This is a genomic window from Paenibacillus cremeus (assembly GCF_007786445.1).
GTDB classification, from domain to species: domain Bacteria; phylum Bacillota; class Bacilli; order Paenibacillales; family NBRC-103111; genus Paenibacillus_G; species Paenibacillus_G cremeus.
Map to the genome: position 1 here is coordinate 78,915 of NZ_VNJI01000018.1, position 21,097 is coordinate 100,011.

21 protein-coding genes and 1 riboswitch are annotated in these 21,097 nt (G+C 56.5%); of the genes, 3 read left to right on the forward strand and 18 right to left on the reverse strand.

Annotated elements, in window-relative coordinates; translation table 11 throughout:
- Positions 1 to 76: 76 nt before the first annotated feature.
- Positions 77 to 180: riboswitch (purine riboswitch) on the reverse strand.
- A gap of 604 nt (positions 181 to 784) precedes the next feature.
- The 3 genes from FPZ49_RS15935 to FPZ49_RS15945 all read right to left on the reverse strand — a co-directional run bounded on the left by FPZ49_RS15935 (position 785) and on the right by FPZ49_RS15945 (position 3,861).
- Positions 785 to 1,312, reverse strand: a complete 528-nt coding sequence (locus FPZ49_RS15935) for a hypothetical protein (RefSeq protein WP_261381440.1) — start codon at positions 1,310 to 1,312, stop codon at positions 785 to 787.
- 163 nt (positions 1,313 to 1,475) lie between these two features.
- Entirely contained in the window at positions 1,476 to 2,939 is a 1,464-nt protein-coding gene (locus FPZ49_RS15940; RefSeq protein ID WP_144848411.1) for a DEAD/DEAH box helicase, read from the reverse strand.
- 58 nt (positions 2,940 to 2,997) lie between these two features.
- Positions 2,998 to 3,861: an alpha/beta hydrolase family protein gene (locus tag FPZ49_RS15945; RefSeq protein ID WP_144848413.1), complete on the reverse strand. Its 864-nt coding sequence runs from the start codon at positions 3,859 to 3,861 to the stop codon at positions 2,998 to 3,000.
- 81 nt (positions 3,862 to 3,942) lie between these two features.
- Between FPZ49_RS15945 and FPZ49_RS15950 the strand changes: the two genes are divergently transcribed.
- Positions 3,943 to 4,206: a DUF2573 family protein gene (locus tag FPZ49_RS15950; protein ID WP_144848415.1), complete on the forward strand. Its 264-nt coding sequence runs from the start codon at positions 3,943 to 3,945 to the stop codon at positions 4,204 to 4,206.
- A gap of 92 nt (positions 4,207 to 4,298) precedes the next feature.
- Here FPZ49_RS15950 and FPZ49_RS15955 read toward each other — a convergent pair whose 3' ends face one another.
- The 14 genes from FPZ49_RS15955 to FPZ49_RS16020 all read right to left on the reverse strand — a co-directional run bounded on the left by FPZ49_RS15955 (position 4,299) and on the right by FPZ49_RS16020 (position 17,544).
- Positions 4,299 to 5,855 carry an MDR family MFS transporter gene (locus tag FPZ49_RS15955; RefSeq protein ID WP_144848506.1) on the reverse strand — a complete coding sequence of 519 codons (1,557 nt, stop codon included), beginning with the start codon at positions 5,853 to 5,855 and terminating at the stop codon, positions 4,299 to 4,301.
- Positions 5,856 to 5,880: 25 nt separating this feature from the next.
- Positions 5,881 to 6,564, reverse strand: a complete 684-nt coding sequence (locus FPZ49_RS15960) for a polymer-forming cytoskeletal protein (RefSeq protein ID WP_144848417.1) — start codon at positions 6,562 to 6,564, stop codon at positions 5,881 to 5,883.
- 32 nt (positions 6,565 to 6,596) lie between these two features.
- Complete coding sequence (locus tag FPZ49_RS15965) at positions 6,597 to 7,337, reverse strand: polymer-forming cytoskeletal protein (RefSeq protein ID WP_144848419.1); 741 nt, start codon at positions 7,335 to 7,337, stop codon at positions 6,597 to 6,599.
- Positions 7,338 to 8,003: a YhbD family protein gene (locus tag FPZ49_RS15970; protein ID WP_144848421.1), complete on the reverse strand. Its 666-nt coding sequence runs from the start codon at positions 8,001 to 8,003 to the stop codon at positions 7,338 to 7,340.
- Positions 8,004 to 9,008: 1,005 nt separating this feature from the next.
- Positions 9,009 to 9,557, reverse strand: a complete 549-nt coding sequence (locus FPZ49_RS15975; RefSeq protein ID WP_144848423.1) for a hypothetical protein — start codon at positions 9,555 to 9,557, stop codon at positions 9,009 to 9,011.
- 30 nt (positions 9,558 to 9,587) lie between these two features.
- On the reverse strand, positions 9,588 to 10,364 hold the full coding sequence (locus tag FPZ49_RS15980) for an SDR family NAD(P)-dependent oxidoreductase (RefSeq protein ID WP_144848509.1): 777 nt from the start codon (positions 10,362 to 10,364) through the stop codon (positions 9,588 to 9,590).
- Between the two features lie 178 nt (positions 10,365 to 10,542).
- Entirely contained in the window at positions 10,543 to 11,001 is a 459-nt protein-coding gene (locus FPZ49_RS15985) for a chemotaxis protein CheX (RefSeq protein ID WP_144848424.1), read from the reverse strand.
- Between the two features lie 263 nt (positions 11,002 to 11,264).
- The gene (locus FPZ49_RS15990) at positions 11,265 to 11,882 is read right to left on the reverse strand and encodes a LysE/ArgO family amino acid transporter (protein ID WP_144848426.1); all 618 of its coding nucleotides are present in this window, start codon (positions 11,880 to 11,882) and stop codon (positions 11,265 to 11,267) included.
- 4 nt (positions 11,883 to 11,886) lie between these two features.
- Entirely contained in the window at positions 11,887 to 12,327 is a 441-nt protein-coding gene (locus FPZ49_RS15995; RefSeq protein WP_144848428.1) for an NUDIX hydrolase, read from the reverse strand.
- A 158-nt stretch (positions 12,328 to 12,485) separates the two neighbouring features.
- Positions 12,486 to 13,343 carry an ABC transporter permease gene (locus FPZ49_RS16000; protein WP_144848430.1) on the reverse strand — a complete coding sequence of 286 codons (858 nt, stop codon included), beginning with the start codon at positions 13,341 to 13,343 and terminating at the stop codon, positions 12,486 to 12,488.
- A 25-nt stretch (positions 13,344 to 13,368) separates the two neighbouring features.
- Positions 13,369 to 14,166: an ABC transporter permease gene (locus tag FPZ49_RS16005; protein WP_144848432.1), complete on the reverse strand. Its 798-nt coding sequence runs from the start codon at positions 14,164 to 14,166 to the stop codon at positions 13,369 to 13,371.
- Positions 14,163 to 15,158, reverse strand: coding sequence for an ABC transporter ATP-binding protein (locus tag FPZ49_RS16010; protein ID WP_144848434.1), 996 nt, complete (start codon positions 15,156 to 15,158; stop codon positions 14,163 to 14,165). The genes FPZ49_RS16005 and FPZ49_RS16010 overlap by 4 nt, the downstream gene beginning before the upstream one ends.
- A 450-nt stretch (positions 15,159 to 15,608) precedes the next feature.
- Entirely contained in the window at positions 15,609 to 16,589 is a 981-nt protein-coding gene (locus FPZ49_RS16015) for an aldo/keto reductase (RefSeq protein WP_144848436.1), read from the reverse strand.
- A gap of 103 nt (positions 16,590 to 16,692) precedes the next feature.
- Positions 16,693 to 17,544: an AraC family transcriptional regulator gene (locus FPZ49_RS16020; protein ID WP_144848438.1), complete on the reverse strand. Its 852-nt coding sequence runs from the start codon at positions 17,542 to 17,544 to the stop codon at positions 16,693 to 16,695.
- Between the two features lie 155 nt (positions 17,545 to 17,699).
- On the opposite strand from FPZ49_RS16020, the gene FPZ49_RS16025 reads away from it, so the two are divergent.
- Together FPZ49_RS16025 and FPZ49_RS16030 are read left to right on the forward strand one after the other, a co-directional pair.
- Positions 17,700 to 18,893: a Gfo/Idh/MocA family protein gene (locus tag FPZ49_RS16025; protein WP_186445856.1), complete on the forward strand. Its 1,194-nt coding sequence runs from the start codon at positions 17,700 to 17,702 to the stop codon at positions 18,891 to 18,893.
- A 23-nt stretch (positions 18,894 to 18,916) separates the two neighbouring features.
- Entirely contained in the window at positions 18,917 to 19,738 is an 822-nt protein-coding gene (locus FPZ49_RS16030) for a sugar phosphate isomerase/epimerase family protein (RefSeq protein WP_144848442.1), read from the forward strand.
- Between the two features lie 60 nt (positions 19,739 to 19,798).
- Here the strand turns inward: FPZ49_RS16030 and FPZ49_RS16035 are convergent, their stop codons facing one another.
- Positions 19,799 to 21,025 carry a multidrug effflux MFS transporter gene (locus tag FPZ49_RS16035; protein WP_144848443.1) on the reverse strand — a complete coding sequence of 409 codons (1,227 nt, stop codon included), beginning with the start codon at positions 21,023 to 21,025 and terminating at the stop codon, positions 19,799 to 19,801.
- Positions 21,026 to 21,097: the final 72 nt, after the last annotated feature.

The following is a 21,097-nucleotide window of genomic DNA, read 5'->3' on the forward strand; positions in this document are numbered from 1 at the left end:
ATCCCTATGGTGTAACACATATACGTGCCTGCATCGCTCGGACCAGCCTTTCTTCCCGCGTGGAACGAAACGGAACCCTAGATGCGCTTTCACTCATAGTCGGACAATTGAAGTGGTTATCCGGTAGAAACTTATGGGCCATATTCCCAAAATTATATGAGTTTATGAAATTTTTTATCGACTTGTTTATAGTACATGCTCAATCCAAGCGTTTCAACGTCAAAATGTGACAAAACTCGCACGGAGAGCACTACAGAGACGGCAAGCGTACAGCAGGCGAGCGCTGCGGAGCGCCAGGGCGCAGGCGGCGCGCTCTAGCGCGGGCTCTCCGCGCTGCGCGTCAGCTCTGGCGCCGGCGGCGCGCTCTAGCGCGGCTTTTCCGCGCTGCGCGTCAGCTCGGGCGCCGGCGGCGCGCTCTAGCGCGGGCTTTCCGCGCTGCGCGTCAGCTCGGGCGCCGGCGGCGCGCTCTAGCGCGGCTTTTCCGCGCTGCGCGTCAGCTCGGGCGCCGGCGGCGCGCTCTAGCGCGGCTTTTCCGCGCTGCGCGTCAGCTCTGGCGCCGGCGGCGCGCTCTAGCGCGGGCTTTCCGCGCTGCGCGTCAGCTCTGGCGCCGGCGGCGCGCTCTAGCGCGGCTTTTCCGCGCTGCGCGTCAGCTCTGGCGCCGGCGGCGCGCTTTAGCGCGGCTTTTCCGCGCTGCGCGTCAGCTCTGGCGCCGACGGCGCGCTCTAGCGCGGCTTTTCCGCGCTGCGCCCTGCTCACCGCGCGCCGCCCCGCTGCTGCGCTCCGCTCAGCGCAGCTTAAAGCTCAGCTTCACGCCGGAGGGCTCGAACGTGAACCCCTTGACCGCGACAAGCTGCGGCAAGTAATTGTTCACGTTCACCTGCAGCGGCGCCAGCTGAAACCAGGCCGGCGGGATCGCCGCCTGCTTGATCACCGTGCCCGTGTGCACGGCGATCAGGTTCGGCTCCTGCCAGGCCAAATCAAAATTCAACCGGGCTCCCGCCTCCAGCTGCCCGCCGACGAGCAGGTTCACGTCGGCGACCAGGCGATCGCCCTGCTGCGCGAACTTCGCGCCCGTGATGGTTACATCCGGGCGCACCTGGGCATGCGCAGCAAGCGCTTTCTTGAGCAGCTGGTTGACCTCCGCCTCGGTTAACGTGATCTCCAGCTTGCGCGTCACCAGCATCGAGGCCAGCTTATCGCGCAGCGGCAGCTCCGTGTAGGCGAGGTCCAGCGGCTGCACCGGCTTGACATACCACACCAGACCGGCGGCCAGCAGCACCGCCAATACGACCAATCCTCCAACCGTTCTCACTAACCAGCCCATGAATCGCACCGTGTCCTCCCCACTCTTGCCAGATCCTACTCTTCAGCCCTCGGTCCCCTGATGGCTCCTTGCGCTGCACTTCCCCAAACGTTCCCCATACAGCAATACAGCAAACAAGCAAGAAGCCTGCCCAATTGGGCAGGCTCCCGATTTACGCCCGCGGCTTCCCCGACTGATCCTGCTTGGCCTTCAGCCAGCGCGGCGCGCCTTTATTTTTGCGGTCCCGGTCGCGCTCCACCTTGCGCTTATCGACGCTCGGCTGCTGCCCGGCCGTTTTCGGCTTCGCCGTGAAGCTGCTGACCGCAGCCTGCTTCTTGCCGGCCAAGCCTTCCGAGCGTACACCGGAAGAGGTCTTCGTCTCTCTGACCTCCTCTGAACCTGCGGCGCCTTCCCGCTTCTCTCCAGCCGGTTCCGCCGGCCGTACCCGACCAGTTGCTCCCGCCGAAGGCTTTCTAGCCTCATGGCGAATCGTGCGCTCCTGCTCCGGATCGATCACTCGTCCATGGGACATCTCGCGCCGCTGAATCGTAATGCCCAGCGTCTTCGCAAATTTATCGATAATAAACTGCTCTCTCGGCGTAATGATGGAGATGGCCGTACCCTTACGCCCCATCCGACCGGTCCGTCCCACGCGGTGCACATAGTGATCGGCATCGATCGCCGGATCCAGGTTGAACACGTGCGTCACCTGCGGCAAATCGAGCCCTCGTGCCGCCACATCCGTCGCGAGCAGCAGCTGGAAGCGGCCGGCGCGGAACCCCTGCATCGCTCGGGCCCGCTCCTGCTTGAAGGAGTCCCCATACAGCCCCTCGACCGACAAGCCGACGTATTGCAGCTTCGCAACCGCTTCCCCGATGTCGTCCGTTTCGTTGATGAACACAATGGCGCCCTTCGGGTTATAGTGACGAACCAAGCGGCGGAGCATATCGATTTTATCCCGCTCCTGACACACATAGTACTGGTGCTCGAGCGTCTCCGCCGTACGCTGCTCCGGATTTACCCGAACGTAGTGCGGATCGTTCATCCAGCGGTCGATCACATTCTGGATCGGCGCAGGCAGCGTCGCGGAGAAAAACAGCAGCTGCCGCTCCTTCAGCATCCCTTTGAACAGCGCTTCGACATCCTGCATGGAGCCCAACTCAAACACCTGGTCGACCTCGTCGACGACAACGGTACGAATGCCGGTCAGCTTCAGCTTGCGCAGCTTGACAAGCTCCTGAACGCGCCCCGGCGTGCCGACCACGATCTGCGGCTTCAGCTTCAGCTTATCGATCTGACGCTCAATGGAAGCGCCGCCGATTAGCTGCTGAACGCGGATGCCGCTATCTTTTACCAGCTGATCCAGCGTATGAACGATCTGCATCCCGAGCTCCCGTGTCGGGACGAGAACCAATGCTTGTACCTCCCGGGCGTTCTCGTCCACCTTGTGGAGCAGCGGCAAGCAGTAAGCCAGCGTCTTTCCCGTGCCGGTCTGCGATTGGGCGACCACATCCTTGCCTTCCAAAATCGGAGGAATAGCATCCATCTGAATCGGCGACGGCTCGGTAATCTCCTGCTCCTGCAGCTTTTTCACGTAATCGGGACGAATATGTAAAGAAGCAAATCCTGTAATCATCAAAAATCATCCTTTCTTCTTGCACCTAACCTATAAGGACTAGTATACCAAAATGTACCTACAATTTCTTTTTCAACATGTCCACCCGCTTGCGGTGAATCCATTCGAACACGGCGTCGATCGCCCGCTCGTCCTCTTCCTTCGGAAACCGGTGGGGCAGCCCATCGTACAGCTCCATCCTGTAATCCTTGCCCGCCTGCTCCAAAGCCGCACCCAGCTTCCGGGCTTGCTCCACACTCACCTGCGTGTCGCCGGTTCCGTGCACGATAAGCACCGGGACGCGGATCTCCTCGATCCAATACACCGGAGAGCGCTGCACGTAGGCTTCCGCTTGCTTCCGCGGATGGCCGACGACCCGTTTCAGCATGCGCCGCATATCCACCCGCTCCTCATACGTGTCGAACAAATCGCTGACGCCGCCCCAGACGACGACCGGTCCAGCTTCGGGACATTCCTTGGCCGCCAGCATCGCCATGATCGCTCCACGGGAAAAACCGATCAGCGGGATCGGACCCGGCTGCACCTCCGGCAGCGACTGCACCAGCGTCATCGCATGGCACACATCGAATCGATCCTCTCCGCCGAAGTCCTCTCGCCCCTCGCCCCCTTCGTTTCCCCGATAAAACGGAGCGAACACGACAAACCCTCGCCGAGCCATGGAAAAAAGGCGCCGTTTCCGCACCATTCCCACCTTCCGGATGCCGCCGCGGCAATAAATGAGGCCTGGAGCAGGCGTCGTTTCCGGAACGGCCAGGTAACCCTTCACCTTTAGTCCTTGGCTAATATATGTTAGTAAATAAAGGGAAATGCCTTTAGCTTGGCTGCGAATCGGCACTTTTTCAATTAATTGTCCGCCCGGGCTTCCCGTCACATCGGTTTCGCAGCTTTCTCGAGCCTTATCCTGAAGCGTTTTCGTTTCCATACGGTCCTCACTCCATTTTTTGACACCAGCATCTTCAAGGGGTACACTGATTTTATTATGACCTGAAAGGTGGATTTTCACGTGAATTCCGGGTTTACTACTGAATTTGAGGCATTAGTAGAGAAATTTTCCGAACTGCTGACCGGCGATGCCAGTCCCGAAATGGTGGAGAAAATCAAGGTCTGGGCGATCTATAATCATATCCATAAGTCGATGCCGGCGCTGGCCAGCCATTGGAACCAGTCTCACCCCGAGGGCAAAGCAGAAATTCGCAAGCTGTTTGAGGAAGTGCGCGATTTGAACCTGAAGCTGAAAGCTCAGCCGTCCGACTCGAAGGAATCCTAAGCTTTTAGATTACCCTATCTGCCCGCCAAAAAGCAAAAACAAGCCGCCCCCCGCGAAGTGTGAGGATCCGGCTTGTTTTTTCATTTTCAGCATCAAGCGTTCGATTTCGATGCCTCCGGTCGTTTCATCGGCTGGCTGTAAAGCATCCGTTCATTCGACATGAGGAACACGCTGAGCAATGCGAGCACCGCCGGGATCAGCGTCCAAATGAACGTGTGGGCAATCGAAGTCGACAGCGCCTCCGTGATCCGGCCTAAAATTTGCGGCGGAATCGACGCCCTGGCCTCTGGCGACAGCAGCGCGCGCGGATCGTTCAACAGGCTCGAAGGCGGCATTTGCGCAGCCCCTGCACCACCGGCACCCCCCTGAAAAGCCTCTGCCAGCTTATCCGTGAACAGGTTTCGCTCAAGGATGCCAAATACCGTGATACCCACCGTCATGCCGAGGGAGCGCAGGAACGAATTCGTTGATTGCGCCGAGCCCCGGGACCGTTCGTCAAAATGATGGATCGACGCCATCCCCAGCACCGAGAACGATGCGCCGATGCCAAGGCCGACGATAATCATGAACAGCGTCACGGTCAACCTTGAGGTATCCGTTGTAATCGTGGTGAGCAATCCCATTCCCATGAGCATAATGAGCATAAAGATGATCATGACGTTGCGATAGGTCGTTTTAGAAGTTAAAAATCCGCCCAATTGCGCCGACACCGTCGTACCAAGCATCATCGGCAGCAGCAGCAATCCGGAATTCGTCGCGGTTCCGCCCTGTACCCCTTGAAGGAAGAGCGGAATGTATACCGTAGCCACGATAAAAGCCGCGCCCGAAAAAATCCCGATCAGATTGCTCGCAGCAAACAATCGCTTCCGGAACATATCAAAGGAGATGATCGGCTCCGCCGCCTTCGTCTCGGCGAACAGGAACGCTGCGAACAGCACCGCGAATCCGGCGAACAACCCGATGATGACGCTGGAATCCCAGTCATACGTATGCCCACCTAGCTCGAGCGCGAACATCAGGCAGACGACCGCTCCCACCAGCGTAATCGCACCGGCCCAATCGATCCGCTGCTTCGCATGGCGCACCGATTCCTTGTAGTACATCGTCAAGAGGAACAGCGAAACGGCGCCCAGCGGCATATTGATGTAAAACACCCAGCGCCAGTTGATATAATCCGTAATGTACGCCCCCAGCAGCGGCCCGAAAATACTGGACAGCCCGAAGGTCGCGCCGAACAGCCCGCCCATCTTGCCTCGCTGCTCCGGCGGAAACACATCAAACATAATGGCAAAAGCGATCGGAATGAGCGCACCGCCGCCAATCCCTTGAATCGCGCGGTACACTGCTAATTCTAGGATGCTATGAGCCGTCCCGCAGAGGATGGATCCCGCCAGGAACGTGATCAAGCCGAACACAAAAAAACGCTTCCGTCCAAACATATCGGACAGCTTGCCAAAAATCGGCATGCCGGCCATCTCGGCCACCATATAGGCGGAGGTGACCCAGACGAACTTGTCGAGTCCGCCGAGATCGGCCACAATCGTGCCCATCGCTGTCGCAACGATCGTATTATCCATCGCCGAGATCAGGATGCCGATCAACAGACCGGCAACCACGAAGCCCAGCTTATTTTTTTCCGCAGCAGCCATCGCCACAATCCTGCCCCTTTCTCGGTTACACCGGCCGGCTTTCGATCACTTTGGCATTCTCATCTCTATGAAAATGATCCTTATACTCCACCAGCTCAATTTCGCAGCCCGGTCCGATGGTGATGTTTGAGCCGCGGACTACCTTGGCGCGTGTATTTTCTAAATAAATGTCATCCCCCTCGATCGTGTCCGTCGTTAGCACATCGAATTTCGGCAGCAGCGATTGCATCAGTTTGCCGAACTTACTGCTATTGGCAGGCTTCTCCACCCGAATCGACCCGCCGCCGATTTCTCTTGCCTCGCACTTGGCATTGAGCTGAATTTCGATATGCCCGGCGTTCAGCATGCCTTGGATTTTAAAGCCGCCGTTGGCTTGGAACGACTCGGCGTCGCAGCTTCCATTTACCGTCATAAAACCGTAGATTTCAAGCTCTTCTCCGCTCAGCTGTCCGCCGACGGTTGCTTTTCCGTAAACCTTCATAGCGCGCGCCTGCATATCCTCCTCGATGCTGGAAAGCCCATGGATTTCAGCCTTCTGCGTCTTGACGCTGCCTTGAATGTTCACTCTGCCGTGGCATGTAAAATCCAGACAGTCCAGATCGCCGTTGATTCGGCCTAGGCCGTGAATCGTTACCGACTTGTAGAAGCCTCCGCCTTGACCGCCCATCATCCCGGAAATGATCAAATCTCGTCTCGTTTGTGTTTCCATGCTCCTTTTCCTCCCCTCTCGTCTTGTTTTAGTTATAGTTTCGTGCACTGGGTTACCGTGGTGTCTTCTGCTTGTTGAAACGTGCCGGTATACTCGACTTGCCCAATATGGCAGCCCGGACCGATCGTGATATTGCTGCCGCGAATCACTTTGGCCGAGGTGTACTCTACATAAATGTCGTCGCCCTCGATCGAATCGCACATTAGCGTCCCCTCATAAAAGTCCGAAGGGAGGAAAAACACGCTGATCCATCGCTTCAAAACAAATCCGTTGCCGCGGCGAATCTCAATTTTCTCCCCGCCGATTTCCTTGACCTCGCATTTACTGTGCAGCTTCAGATCAACCAAACCGACATTCAGCAGGCCTTTGATTCTAAACACGCCTTTCATTTGCAGGCTTTCAGCTTCGCAGTTGCCGCCGATTTTGAACAGGCCCTCCAGCTTGATGTCCTCCCCAAACACGCTGCCGCGAATGCGCGTATCGCCGTTGGATTTCATCTCTTGCGCTTTGACGTCGCCGTCGACATCGAGCGTTCCGGTGATTTTGGCTTCTCCCGTTTCCAGGTTTCCCTTGAGATCCACGGTTCCCATGATGCTGCAGGAGGTGCTTTTTACGTGGCCGGTAATCCGGGTGGTTCCGGTGCATTTGAACGCGAGGCAATCCACATCCCCGTCGATATTGGCGTCCCCTACGATCTTGACGTCTCTGAATGCGCCCCCGGCCGAGCTCCCATTACCCGTGATGGACAAATCATATCGCTTCGTATTTTGCATTTAGCGTCCCTCCGTTCCATTGATTTTAGCGGTCAGTTCCTCAATAAATCGAGTCAGCATATATCGCGCAACGACCTTCACTCCGCGGTCAAAGTATATTTCGTTCGGGCTCGAGACAAGAATAAAAGAGGAAATCCCCATCTTCCGGGTAAAAATCAACTCGCAATGCTTGCCTTCGAACGACTTGAGGTGCGCCTCGAGGGTTTGCAGCAGCAGCTTCCCTTCGTCGAGGTTCATCTCGCCGGCAGCGAGCAGTTGATCGAGTACATAGATGCTTAAAATGGATGGGAACGAGTACACCGGCATCTCACCATGCTGCTGGATGTACACATTCAACGCCGTGGTAGTAACAATGTTTCGTTCTATTAACTGCTCCTTGTACAGCGCAATCTTCGGGTTCGCCGGGGATCCGCCTGGTGCATCCTGCACCGTTTCGAACACATCCGCCAATTCGTCCAGCGACAGGTCGTCTTTCATATTCTTGATTTTGTTGATGCGCTCCAGTACCTTCTTCTTCTCAAAAAACGTTTCCTGCCCGGTGAACGTAGATTTACGGATGAACCAATCCTCTGGGATCAAATTTTTCCGCTTCCACCGGTACAATTGGCCGTACGATATATCAGTCAGCTCTAGTAGCTCCTTCTTGGATATCAGCTCTTGCTCCATGTTTACGGCACCTCCTTGATGAATTTAATATAACATAACACTGTTACGTATGTAAAGGGGTTTGTGTAACATTGTTTCGTTTGTTGTGTGAAACGATGTTCGTTGCTTTTCGCACCGAGCGCTCGCGCCGCCCGAGCCCGCGCCAACGAAAGGAATTCTCGCTCCAACCGAGCGAGAATTCCTTTCGTTCGCTAGGGCGTGGATGTGCTGCGGTGTAGCGGAACTATGTTCCGCTATGTTGAGGTTTTAGCGGCTTGGGCACGGCTTAGCGGAACTCTGTTCCGTTATCTGGGCTCTCGGCCGCGCAAAGTGCTCTTTTTGCGCCCAATAACGGAACTCAGTTCCGTTAGCATTGGGCTTTGGCCTCGCGGCGCGCAATAGCGGAACTCCGTTCCGCTACCTGGGCGCATGCAGGCCATCGCGGCGCCCGTAACCCGAGCGCTCCCGTCACACGTGCCCGCGCCAACGAAAGGCATTCTCGCTCCAACCGAGCGAGAATGCCTTCTATTCGTTCGCTAGGGCGTGGAGGTGCTGCGGTGCAGCGGAACTATGTTCCGCTATGTTGAGGTTTAAGCGGCTTGGGCGGCTCCCGGCCGCGCAAAATGGTCTTTTTGGGCCCTATAACGGAACTCAGTTCCGTTAGTATTGAGCTTTGGCCGTCGCGGCGCGCAATAGCGGAACGGAGTTCCGCTAACTAGGCGCATGCAGGCCATCGCGGCGCCTGTAACCCGAGCGCCCCCGCCACACGTGCCCGCGCCAACAAAAGGCATTCTCGCTCCAACCGAGCGAGAATGCCTTCTATTCGTTCGCTAGGGCGTGGATGTGCTGCGGTGTAGCGGAACTATGTTCCGCTATGTTGAGGTTTTAGCGGCTTGGGCACGGCTTAGCGGAACTCTGTTCCGCTAACTGGGCGCATGCAGCCCATCGCGGCGCCCCGGCCGCCGCCGCGCGCCAACACAAAAAAGGCATTCTCGCCCCAACTCAGCGAGAATGCCTTCTACCCTGCTACTCCTCCGAACCCGCGGAGGAGTCAAAGCCCTTGATCACCACCGGCCACTTGCCGACGAGGGCCGGCAGACTTTGCACCAGTTTGATCGCGATCAAACTGGTGCCTGCGTCCGCCGGCTTGAGCGGCAGCGGCAGCCGGTTGTACAGCTCGCGAACCGCCGTTTGGATCAGCGCCATGCCGAGCTCTGCGTTGTCCTCCGTCGGGATCGCCCGGAGCCGGGGCAAATAGTGCGTGTACATCGACTCCGCCAGCTGGAGCGACTCGAACTCGGCGGACGCCATAATGTTCAGCAGCTCCGCCTCGATCTCCGCCCGCCGCGAAGCATCAAAAAAGTGCTGCAAATCATACAGCTCCAACGCCAGCGCGGCCACGTACAGCTCTTGGAACAGCTCGTCCTCCTGCTCCTTCGTGAGTACCGCCTGCGGCGTATAGGCCGCAAACACCGGCTGAAGCTTGCCCCATTCCCGCTCGATCGCCCCCATCGTGAGCTTCATCATTGCGGCGGCGGCGGCCATCGGTACGTTCTTGTTGTTTTGCTGCGTCATCCCATTTCGACCTCTTCTCGTTCCAACACTTTATTTTTTATTCAACAGCTTATACGCAATGCGGTCAAACAGCCTCGGAAACAGCTGATACAGCTTCACGCCAGCCGCCGCCGTCAAAGGCAGATTCACCTCAGGAAGTCGGCGCTCAATCGCATTCAACACCTGGCCGGCGACCTTTTCCGGCTTCAGCATAAACCACTTCACGTTCTTCACATACGTCCCCGACGGGTCCGCAATATCGAAGAACGGGGTGTCGATCGGCCCCGGATTGATCGCCGACAGCTCAACGCCTGTGCCGACCAGCTCCTGCCGCAGGCAATTGGTGAACCCGAGCACGGCATGCTTGGTCGCCGAATAGCCGCTGGATTTGGCCGAGCCGATTTTGCCCGCCATGGACGCTACATTGACGATATGCCCGCTCCCCTGCTTCAGCATGTGAGGCAAAACCGCCTTCGTGCAGCGCACCGTCCCCATATAGTTGACGTCCATCATCTGTTCGAACTCCTCGAGCGACGCCGAAACAAAGCTGTCGAACACTCCATAGCCCGCATTGTTGATCAAAATATCGATACGCCCATACCGGGCGATCACCTGCTCCATCGTGTGCGCCACTTGGTCGGCCGAGGTCACATCGAGCACGTACACCGCATGCGGCCCCTCAATCGGTTTGGCTGCCTCCGCCAGCTTGGTCTCCGACCGCGCCATAAGAACCGGTACGGCACCGCGCGCCGCCAGCAGCTTGGCCATGATCGCCCCGATCCCGCTGGAAGCGCCGGTAATGACCGCGATTTTGCCTTGAAAGGACATCATCGTCCCCTCCTTCATTTCGATCTTTTAACTTTACACGATCTGCTCCGCCAGTGCTAGTGCCCGCGCCAGCATCTCCACCATAACGCAAAAAAACGCCGGTACCCAAAACCACTTCAGTGGTCAGGTACCTGCGCTTTCAGCTTGTACGTTATCGATTCCTCTTTTCGGTGATGGACTAGGCGATCAGAACTTGAATATCGAGCTCTCCGATTCCTTCCATAATCAGGGGAATCGTTAAGGCCTTCTTCGGAACAAATCCGGTCGACGTCTCGGAATGCATCAGCTTCGGAGGCGTAATATCCACCCGAACCCCTTGGTTGTACAGCATCGTACTGGCATTGCCGCTGATCATGTTGCCCAGCTCCGAGATCGCGCTCTTGCTCATTTCATCCATTTCCGTTACCAGGTAGCCGCCCATCATCGCAGAAACCATCTTGAGTGCCACGACCTCATGAATACCGAACATGATATCGCCCTGCATTTGACCGGTCATCCCGATTTGAATCCATATGTATTTTTCAACAAAACTCACATCTTTAATCCCTAACTGGCCTGTGCTTGGCTTGACATTAGCGACTTGCTCAATGACAATCCGTGCAGCCTCAAGGAATGGATTAATTAATTCTGCCTTCATGATGACAGTCTCCTTTTCGACAAAAATGCCGCAAATCCATAGGTCTTAGTATTGATTCATTATACCCAATATCACCCTGCAAGTATAGTGACCTATGACACAATTCCGATAAAAAAGATTGTAAAGAGACCTAGATTTACCGGGATTTCCCTCTCGGTAAAGATGGTTTAGCCCTTCATTTGATTGCAAAATGACACCTAATGCCTCTCTCAATTCTTCGACAGAACCAACGGCGTTCGACATAGGACCAAACTCCTATTTTGTCACAAAAAAGACAGCACCAAGTAGACGGCCGCCGCCCACATGACGAGCGCCGAGCCTTTATTCAGAGCCGCCGTGAACCTTCCCGTCCGGTCCTTCATGCCAATCCAGCGGCCCGCGACCGCCAGCAGCAGAAACCAGCTCCAGGACACCAGCATGCAGGCAGCAGTGAAGGCCGTTTTGTACGCACCGGTGTAGCTGAGGGAGCTTGTCCCGATCACGCCCACGGTATCCAAAATCGCATGCGGATTCAGCAGCGATACCATCAGGGTGAAGCTGACGATTTTGCCCCACTGGTTCATCTGAACGCGCTCCGTGCCCGGCTCATCGACAGAAGGCGGTCTTCTCCAGGTCACCCATCCCATATAGGCCAAAAAAACAACCCCTCCGGCCATCAGCAGCCATTTGGTCCAAACGAGCCGCAAGACGATCAGCGAGACACCAAATATCGCAAGCAAAATCAATAACGAATCGCACAAGGCAGCGGTGATTACAATCGGCAGCACATGAAGAAAGCGCCTAGCAGTGGCGCCTTGGGAAAAAATGAACATATTTTGCGCGCCCAAGGGTACAATCAAGCCTACGGCCAGGAGGAAGCCGTGAATAAATGCCGTGAGCATCTCCCTACTGCTCCCATCCATAGCCGTCGTAAAAGACGCCGTTCAGATAATTGTTGACCGCTTGGCGCACATGGGGGATCGTGTCGCCCGGCAGATTATGCACCGGGTACCAGGCCATCTCCGAGCATTTGTCCGGCTCCATGTTGACCGGCTCCCCTTTCCACTGCTTGACGCTAAGGAAAAAATCGATCCACTCCCCCGTGTCCGACCGCCGGTGCATAACCCCGACGACCTCCAGGTCCGAAGGCTCCAGCAACACGCCGCTTTCTTCCTGCGCCTCCCGTACGGCGGCGCGGATCACTTCCTCCTGACCGTCCAGCTTGCCCGCCACCAAACTGAGCTTGCCATCCTCGTAATTCGTATTCGTGCGCCGCAGCATTAATAGGCGGTTGTCCCGTACAAACATCAAGTAAACCGCGCTGTTCACTTGAAACCACTTCTTCATTAGACATCCCTCCGTCATCTATCGGTATCCCCTGAGCTGACTGTTTCCATACGTTCGAGCACCTTGGACGCCACTTCGGGCCCATCCGATCAAGCCATCCTTCCTCTTCCTATCTAGTCTACCATACAATCGTCACGTGTTCTGTAGTCATCCGCCTGCTACATGCGCAGCCCGGTCATATTGCCGGAGCTGTATCGTTTTAAGCCGTAGTGGAAAAACCACAGGCCGCACGCAGTTACCAGCACCGTCATACCCAGCGCCTGCAGCAGAAAGCCGGTATCCACCTCACGCAGCAGTCCGATCGGCAAGTAGCTGACATAGCCCGCAGGGATGACCGTGAACAAAATCAGCCTCCCCCAGCCCTTAAAAATGCCCGTCGGATAGGTGGAAAATGCCAAAATCGCGTTAAACAGCTGCTGTCCAAGGCCTTCGGCATTGCCGATAAAAAACGCGAGCGATTGAACGAGCACCACGAAAAACAAGAATATCAGCATTGCGATGAGCAGTGCAAGTCCGAATAGGAGAAGTCCCGCCACCGTCAGGTCCCCGAACAAAGCATACAGCACTAGGGCAAACAGAATGTCCCCGATCGCCGAGACGGACATCCGGCTGATGAGCAGGTGCAGCAGCACCGGCTTCGGCTGCGACAGGTACACATCGAGCTGGCCACCGGCCACCAGCGTCGCCAGCCGATAGGCGTTGCCGAAGAAGACGGCCGACAAGCCGAAGCCGCCGGCGCTGACCGCCCACATCATCATCACGTCGTGGAGGCTCCACCCGTTCACCACTTGAAACCGCTGAAAGTACAGCCCCCAGAACAAAATCCATACCGCATTGTTCACCATCATCATCCCGGCCGTCATTAGGAAGCTCATCCGAAACTCCATTGCCCCGGCCAGATTGAGCTTCCAACAGGTAAGCACGAACTGCACCAGCCGGACGCTTTTGATCACAGCCTTCGCCGCCCAAGCCTCAGCCGGCTGCTGGGTCTTTGATTTTATCTCAAGCTTTGCCATTGCTTCCCCTCCTCTCCGGCTGTTTTTAGCCGCCATTTACGTTCAGCTTGCGCACGCCGAGCCGGTAAATCCACGCCACGATGAGCACGAGGCCGACTGCCCAGCCCCACTGCACCGCAAGCAGATCGCCTAGCTGCACGGCCTCCCACCGCACCGCCGTTTTGGCTGGAAAATAGAGCACCGCTTGAAACGGGAGCCAGCGGCACACCTGCTGCAGCGCTTCGGGGAACAGCTCTAGCGGCATCAGCATCCCGCCAATCGTAAACAGCAGCTTATGGTACACGAACTCCAGCCCCCGGGTCTCCTCCACCCAGAACGCACAGAGCGCCAGAATCATATTCAGCAAAAAATTGACCGTCACCGCCCCAAGGCTCATCACTGCAAACCCAGCCCAGCCCCACCCAAAATCCGGCAAGCCGAACACGGCGATTCCGAGCATGCAGCCTACCGCCAAATTCACGCACAGCCGAACGTACACCTCGCTGATGTAAGCCACATAGTGGTAGCCGATGTAGCTGAACGGTTTGGTCAGCTTGTAGCCGACGTCCCCGCTCTTCACTTCCTCCTCCACCCGCGTGGTGAGGCTCGGAAATGCCATCGTCAGCGCTTCGGCGAACAGGATGTACCAGATGATTTGGCGAAAGGTGTAGCCTTCGATCATCGCTTTTCCTTCGCCTTGATACGTCGTCTGCCAGAGCTGAATGAAGATGTACATGATAATGACGAGAAAAATTGACCGGATCAAAAAATCGTACACATACGCCAGATGGCTTCGCAGACTGATCCGCCCTACGGCGGTATATTTCAGCACCTTCGTCCTCATGAGGCACCGCCTTCCTGGGGACGCTCGTAGATGTGCGTGATGATCCGCTCCATCGGCGGGTCCTCGATGGTGATATCCGACACCCGGTAGTGCTGCACCAGATGCGCCAGCACCTCCTCCATCGAGGCCCGCTTCGTATCCACCGACAGCTGCAGCACGCGGTCCGTCTGCTCGAGTACCTTCGCGCCTGCGAAGCGGAACGGCTGCCCCGGCTCCAGCAGCTGGAGCCGTATCATTTTGTCCGTCAAGAGCTCCCGCTTCATCGCCTCGACGGTATCGTCGAAGATCGCCTGCCCGTAGTTGATCACGACGGCCCGGCGGCACAGCTGCTCGATATCGCCCGCATCATGCGAGGTGAGGAACACGGTCGTGCCTTCCTCCCGGTTCATCTGCAGGATGAGCTCGCGAATCTTCTGCTTCACCACCACGTCGAGCCCGATGGTCGGCTCGTCGAGGAACAAAATCTGCGGTCGGTGCAGCATCGCCGCCGCCACCTCACAGCGCATCCGCTCGCCCAGCGACAGCTTGCGCACCGGCGTGTTCAAGTACGGCTCCAGCTCGAAGCTGCGTACCAGCTCCTTGCGCCGGGCAAGATAGTCGCTGCGCTTTAGCTCATAGATGCGGCTCATCAGCTCGAAGGAATCGATCGGCGGCAGGTGGTACCACAGCTGCGACTTTTGGCCGAACACGGAGCCGATCCGGTATGCCAGGCGGCTGCGCTCCTTCCAGGGGCAATACCCCAGCACCTCCGCATGGCCGTCCGTCGGATGGAGAATGCCGGTGAGCATCTTGATGGTCGTCGACTTCCCCGCCCCGTTGGGGCCAAGAAACGCCAGCGTCTCCCCTCGCTCCACCTCCAGATCGATCCCGTGCACCGCGATTTTCTCGCTGTAGCGCGGCCGCACCAAAGCGCGCATGCTGCCGAGGAGGCCCTCCTCCTTCCGCTTCACCGCAAACCGTTTCGTCAATCCCTTCACACCGATGGCTTTCATCTGGTTCTACTCCTTTCCTCTGCTAAAGCAGAAAAGACCTCGCGCTCTGCTCGCGCCGTTAATACGGCGGAACTTGCACGAGGTCTTCTATCCCCTGAGCTGGCCGCCCCATCGGGGAGCGGCGGCAGCGTCGCTGTAGCGCTTCTATCGCATGCGCCGGCTTCGCTTGGTTCGCCCGAGTATCTCTGACTCGTCGGATCCCTAGTCCAACTTTCCGCGTATTACCATCCCGCAGAAAGTTGAACTGCAAGCCCTTCCACTAATTTTGAATATCTTACCACGCCATGTAAGGTGTGGCAAGAAGAAATTTCCAGATGTTTGTACAGCATCTGCGGCGCGATTGGGCTAAAGTGCGGTAAATTTCCCCTACATTGACGCTAGAGCCGGCCGTTCGCCCATATATGTGGGACCTTTCCCGCACTTCGCGGCTTACTCGCGCATGCCGCTCGCTTAAGGCATCTTGCTCCCCCGCGAGGTCACGTACAGATCGTACCACTCCTCGCGCGACAGCGTGATGCGCTCCGCCTTCGCACAAGCGCGGATGCGGTCCGGGCTGGTCGTGCCAATGACCGGCTGAATGCCGGCAGGATGGCGCATCAGCCACGCGAGCACGATCGCCTCCGTGGAAACCTCCTTCTGCCGAGCCAGCTCCTGCACGAGCGCGGCCGCTTGGCGGATGCTCTCCGACTGGGCATCCAAGTTGCAGCCAGCGAACACGCCCCGGGCCAGCGGGCTCCACGATTGCACCTGGATGTGCTCCAGGCGGCAGTACTCCAGCAGCCCCTCGGGGAAGTTCACCTGCGCCCCGGCCTTCTGGTTCACCAGCACAGAGGCGTCCACCCAATCCAAAGCCGCCAAATTCAGCTCCAGCTGGTTGGCAACGAGCGGCTCGTCCAGACAGGAGCTCAGCAGCCGAATCTGCGACGGGCTCATGTTGGATACGCCGAAGCTTCGCACCTTGCCGGCCTGCTTCAGCTTGCCAAAGGCGCTCGCCACCTCCTCCGGCTCCATCAGCGGATCAGGACGGTGCAGCAGCAAAATATCGAGCGCTTCTACGCCGAGCCGGCTCAAGATGCCGTCCACGCTCTCGAGAATATGGGCCTCGGAGAAATCGTACCGTCCCGGACGGCCCGGCCCTTCTACGCGGCGAATGCCGCATTTGGACTGCAAAATGATGCGGTCGCGAAGCTCTGGACGCTCCTTGAGCACCTGTCCGAAAGCCTGCTCCGCCTTCCCCATCGCGTAAATGTTCGCATGATCGAACATGTTGATGCCGACGGCCAGCGCCGCCTCGACCGCTTCATGCGCTTTTTTAAAATCGTCCGCTGTCAGCGGATTTTGGTTCGCGCCTCCGCCTAGGCCCATGCAGCCCAGTACCAAGCGGCTTGCTTGGATGCCGTGTTTATGTAAAGCCAGTGGTTTCGTTGTCATGTGATCGAGTTCCTCCGTTAACCTGAATGTCCAATCCTATAAACATGCCAAATTATACTCGACTCCGCTAATCTTGCAAAGAACTGAAAAAGTATTGTATTACTTACGTTCCGGTAACCCCGCCGCCGCCCATTTTAACGTAGTCCCGCGGCGTGACTCCCACTCGTTTTTTAAACATGCGCAGAAAGCTGGTGTAGTCGTTGAACCCAGACTTCAAGCAGGCTTCCGTGACGTTGCTGCCTTCGGCGAGGTATTTTTTGGCCATGGAGATGCGCTTGTAAATGATGTACTCGTGGATCGTACTGCCGGTATATTTTTTGAACAGCTTGATCAGGTAAAATTTGTTGATAAAAAATTCCTTCTCCAAATGATCCAGCGAAAGCTCCTGATCCAAATTCAGCTCAATGTAATCCAGAATCGGAGACAGCTTGTGGTGCATGTTAATGCCTTCATCCGACTTCTGATGGTCAAACAGATGATTGATGAACACCAAAATTTCCATAAAGCAACTCAGCTTCAGGATCTCGTTGCCCTCGGCCGGATTTTTCTGCAAATATTCGTACTTCATGAACAGACTTTGGAGCGCCGCCACTTCCTTGGGGCTCAAGGTCATCTTGTTCTGCTCGCCGTTCTTGCGGTGATAAAAGCAGCGCAGCGGGTCAAAGCCGTCCGTCTGGAACGCTGTAACCATCTGCGGACTGAACTCGATCGTAATGCGCTCATACCACGCCTCGGAGGAAAAGGCCGGCTTATGAATCTCATGCTCGTTGGTGATCATCAGATCGCCGAACTGCAGCGGGTAGACGGTTTTTTCCACAAAGTAGTTGACGTCCCCCTGAAGCAAAAAGTAAATTTCGCACCCGCCGTGCAGGTGAAACTCGATATTAGGCGCTTTGCGCTGCAGATGCGAGTATTGGATGTTCTTATCGATGTTCGTTAGATAGGTTCCCAGCACAGGCACGCCTCTCCTTCTAAAAAACAATAAAAGCCATATTTTTAGCAAATTACACAAGGAAGTTGTATTTATTATAGATTAACATGCTTAGTAATGGAAGGGTTTACATGCCATTTCAGAACTTCTAAATTTTTCTTTAGAGAGGTTGTATGCCCATGAGCGCAAACCGCAAGCTGAAAATCGGACTAATCGGACTCGGCAATATCGGAGGCCACCACGTAAACTACTTATCCACGATGGACAACGTAGAGCTCGTAGGCGTATGCGACATAAACAAGGCGAAGGCCGACGAGGTCGCCGCCAAAGCTGGAACAACGGCGTACTACAGCCATACGGAGCTGTTTGATAAATCCGGTCTGGAAGCGGTCATCATCGCCGTGCCGCACTATGATCACACGCCGATCAGCATCGAGGCGTTTGAGCGCGGACTGCATGTCCTCTGCGAGAAGCCGCTGGCCGTCCATGTCAACGACGCTAACAAGTCGATCGCTGCTTATGAGGCTGCCAAGCAATCCAATCCGGACCTCGTATTCGGCTTGATGTTCCAGGAGCGTACGTTTCCTTTTTATATGAAAATTAAAAACTTCATCCAGAGCGGCGAGCTCGGCCAATTGACCCGCGCCACCTGGATTCATACCGACTGGTTCCGCTCCCAGCGCTACTATGACAGCGGTGACTGGCGCGCCACCTGGGCAGGCGAAGGCGGCGGCATTCTGACCAACCAATGTCCGCATACGCTGGATATGTATCAATGGCTGTTCGGCGTGCCTGCGCAAATTACTGGACATGCCCATATCGGCAAGTACCATCATATCGAGGTCGAGGACGAGGTAACGGCGTACTTCGAGCATGCGAACGGGATGATCGGCCATCTCATCGTAACGACGGCGGAGCTGCCGGGCACGAACCGCCTCGAAATTATCGGCGAGAACGGCAAGCTGGTCTACGAGAACGAGAAGCTCGTGTTCTACCGCAACCGGATGTCGATGCTGAAATATTCGATGGAAACCGAAGGGAAATTCGAACGAGTGGAAACCTGGTATACCGAAATTCCTGTTAATACGAAAGTGGCTACCGGGCATAAAGTAGTGACCGAGAAGTTTGTGCGCAAGGTGTTGACCGGTCAAGGCGAGCTCATCGCCCATGGCTCCGAAGGCGTGAACGGACTGCAAATCGCCAACGGCATCATGCTGTCCTCCTTCAACAAGCAGACGGTGAACGTACCGATCGATGGCGATGCGTTCGAAAGCAAGCTGCAGGAGCTGATCAAAACATCCAAGTTCGTCAAAAAATCGGCGCAAGCGGAAGCTGCAGCCACCAGTGATTTCAGCAAATCATTCAGCGTTTAACTTAGACGGAGGGATTATTGACCATGATCAAAATCACTTGCTTTGCCGATGAGATTTCGAAAGAGCTCGAAGAGCAGCTGGACGTCCTGGAGCAGGAAGGCGTGCGTCACCTGGAGGTGCGCGGCATCTGGGGGAAAAATGTGCTGGATTTTACGCAGGATGAGCTGCAGCAAATCCGCACACGACTGCAGGAGCGCGGCTTCGCCGTCTCCTCCATCGGTTCGCCGATCGGTAAGTATGAAGTCACTGACCCGGTGGAGCCTCAGCTGGAGGCGCTGGACAAGGCCATCGCTGCCGCCCGGGCCCTGGATACACCTTATATCCGGATCTTCTCCTTCCGTACGCCGAAGGACGAGCCGGTCGAAAATTACAGCGGCGAAGTGCTTCGCAGAATGAAGCTGCTCACTGAGCGCGCGGAGCAGGAAGGCGTGACGCTGCTGCTCGAGAACGACAGCAACCTGTACGGGAACACGGACGACCGCTGCCTGGAGATTCTGGCGCACTGCAGCTCCCCTCGTCTGCGCGCTGCGTTCGACCCGGGCAACTACGTGATGAACAACGTGAAGCCGATGGTCGATGCGTATCCGAAGGTAAGCAGCCACATCGAGTACATCCACATCAAGGATGCGACGGTCGAGCCTCGGCAGTTCGTTCCCGCCGGCGCAGGCAGCGGCGACATTCCGGCGCTGCTGGCTGACCTCAAGGCGCGCGGATTCTCCGGCTTCCTCTCGGTGGAGCCGCATCTGCACCACTATTTGCCGGAGGCCAGCAATCCGGAGCGCGTCGTGACCGCGATCCGCGCCCTGCAGCAGCTGCTCAAGGATGCCGACTGGGCCTGGGAATAAGGCCGTAAATAAACAAGGGAGCTACCTCGTCGACGACGATGTGGCTCCCTTGTTTTCGTTTTAGTTCGCCCGCTGATGTCTGCGAATGAGAATAAAATAACACAGCACGGAGCAGGTAGACGTGATTGCGATCAGAATCCCCAAAGGCAAGGCCGTGTGGCCTCCGCCAAGTCCTGCCAGCGGCGAAGTGATGGCTCCGAACATCAGGGACAGCACGCCGAGCAGAGCCGATGCGCTGCCCGCCGACTTCCCTTGGTTTTGCAGGGCAAGCGAGGAGCTGGTCGGACCGACGACGCCGACGCTGGACACGATGAGGAAGAAGGCCACCCATACCCCTGCGAGCCCTGCCCCGGTCAGCAATCCAACGAGCAGAAGAATACCGCCTGCCGCTGCCATCCCATACCCCCAGACCAGCAGCTTGATTTCGGGGATTCGGCCGACCAGCTGCCCCGTGATCTGGGAAGCCAGCACGAAGCCCAGTCCGTTCGCCGCAAAAATGAGGCTGTACGTCTGAGGCGAGACTCCGAACACATTTTGCAATACAAAGGATGATCCGGATAAATACGCGAACAGGGAGGCGGTGACGAAGCCCGAGGAGAGGGCAAAGCCCATAAACACCCGATCACGAAGAATCCTGCCGAAGGTAGAGACCGTCGAGCCGATGCCGCCCTTCGAGCGTCGATTCGCCGGCAGCGTCTCGCGCAAGGCCAGCAGCACCGTAAAGAACATGACGATGCCAACCAGACACAGGACAACAAATACGCCGCGCCAAGAGGTGAAGCGAAGCAGCTGTCCTCCGATGATCGGAGCAATAATCGGACCTGCTCCATTGACAATCATAAGTAAGGTCAAAAATTTGGTCAGCTCCGTACCGGAGAATAAATCTCTGGCTACTGCCCTAGAAACGACCATCCCTGCCGCGCCGAAAAAGCCCTGAAGCGCCCGCAGTCCAATCAGCCACCAAATATTCGGACTAAACGCCAGCAGCAGCGAGCATAGAGCATAAACGGCCAAGCCGAGCAGCATCGGCAATCGTCTTCCCCGGATATCGCTGATCGGTCCAGCTAACAATTGGCCTAGAACCAGCCCCAGCAGGTATAAGGTCAAGCTCAGCTGAACATAGGATTCGGTCGTGTGAAATTCGGCCACCACGGCCGGAAGCGCCGGCAAATACATATCGATGGTTAGCGGCCCCATCATAGCCAAGGAGCCTAGAATGGCTACTAAACCCGCTTTGGACGGCACACCTGAAGCTGTACCTGCCCTCTGCGCTGTACTACTGCTCATTTTGTTTATTCTCCTTTTCTTTGCTTCAATGGTAGGAACTAACTTATTGTACACTACCGAAACGTATCGATA

Coding starts and splice junctions, on each gene's coding strand:
- FPZ49_RS15940 (WP_144848411.1), bottom strand. CDS start 2,939: ATGATTACAGGATTTGCTTCTTTACATATTCGTCCCGATTACGTGAAA.
- FPZ49_RS15945 (WP_144848413.1), bottom strand. CDS start 3,861: ATGGAAACGAAAACGCTTCAGGATAAGGCTCGAGAAAGCTGCGAAACC.
- FPZ49_RS15955 (WP_144848506.1), bottom strand. CDS start 5,855: ATGGCTGCTGCGGAAAAAAATAAGCTGGGCTTCGTGGTTGCCGGTCTG.
- FPZ49_RS15960 (WP_144848417.1), bottom strand. CDS start 6,564: ATGGAAACACAAACGAGACGAGATTTGATCATTTCCGGGATGATGGGC.
- FPZ49_RS15965 (WP_144848419.1), bottom strand. CDS start 7,337: ATGCAAAATACGAAGCGATATGATTTGTCCATCACGGGTAATGGGAGC.
- FPZ49_RS15970 (WP_144848421.1), bottom strand. CDS start 8,003: ATGGAGCAAGAGCTGATATCCAAGAAGGAGCTACTAGAGCTGACTGAT.
- FPZ49_RS15975 (WP_144848423.1), bottom strand. CDS start 9,557: ATGACGCAGCAAAACAACAAGAACGTACCGATGGCCGCCGCCGCCGCA.
- FPZ49_RS15980 (WP_144848509.1), bottom strand. CDS start 10,364: ATGTCCTTTCAAGGCAAAATCGCGGTCATTACCGGCGCTTCCAGCGGG.
- FPZ49_RS15985 (WP_144848424.1), bottom strand. CDS start 11,001: ATGAAGGCAGAATTAATTAATCCATTCCTTGAGGCTGCACGGATTGTC.
- FPZ49_RS15990 (WP_144848426.1), bottom strand. CDS start 11,882: ATGCTCACGGCATTTATTCACGGCTTCCTCCTGGCCGTAGGCTTGATT.
- FPZ49_RS15995 (WP_144848428.1), bottom strand. CDS start 12,327: ATGAAGAAGTGGTTTCAAGTGAACAGCGCGGTTTACTTGATGTTTGTA.
- FPZ49_RS16000 (WP_144848430.1), bottom strand. CDS start 13,343: ATGGCAAAGCTTGAGATAAAATCAAAGACCCAGCAGCCGGCTGAGGCT.
- FPZ49_RS16005 (WP_144848432.1), bottom strand. CDS start 14,166: ATGAGGACGAAGGTGCTGAAATATACCGCCGTAGGGCGGATCAGTCTG.
- FPZ49_RS16010 (WP_144848434.1), bottom strand. CDS start 15,158: ATGAAAGCCATCGGTGTGAAGGGATTGACGAAACGGTTTGCGGTGAAG.
- FPZ49_RS16015 (WP_144848436.1), bottom strand. CDS start 16,589: ATGACAACGAAACCACTGGCTTTACATAAACACGGCATCCAAGCAAGC.
- FPZ49_RS16025 (WP_186445856.1), top strand. CDS start 17,700: ATGAGCGCAAACCGCAAGCTGAAAATCGGACTAATCGGACTCGGCAAT.
- FPZ49_RS16030 (WP_144848442.1), top strand. CDS start 18,917: ATGATCAAAATCACTTGCTTTGCCGATGAGATTTCGAAAGAGCTCGAA.
- FPZ49_RS16035 (WP_144848443.1), bottom strand. CDS start 21,025: ATGAGCAGTAGTACAGCGCAGAGGGCAGGTACAGCTTCAGGTGTGCCG.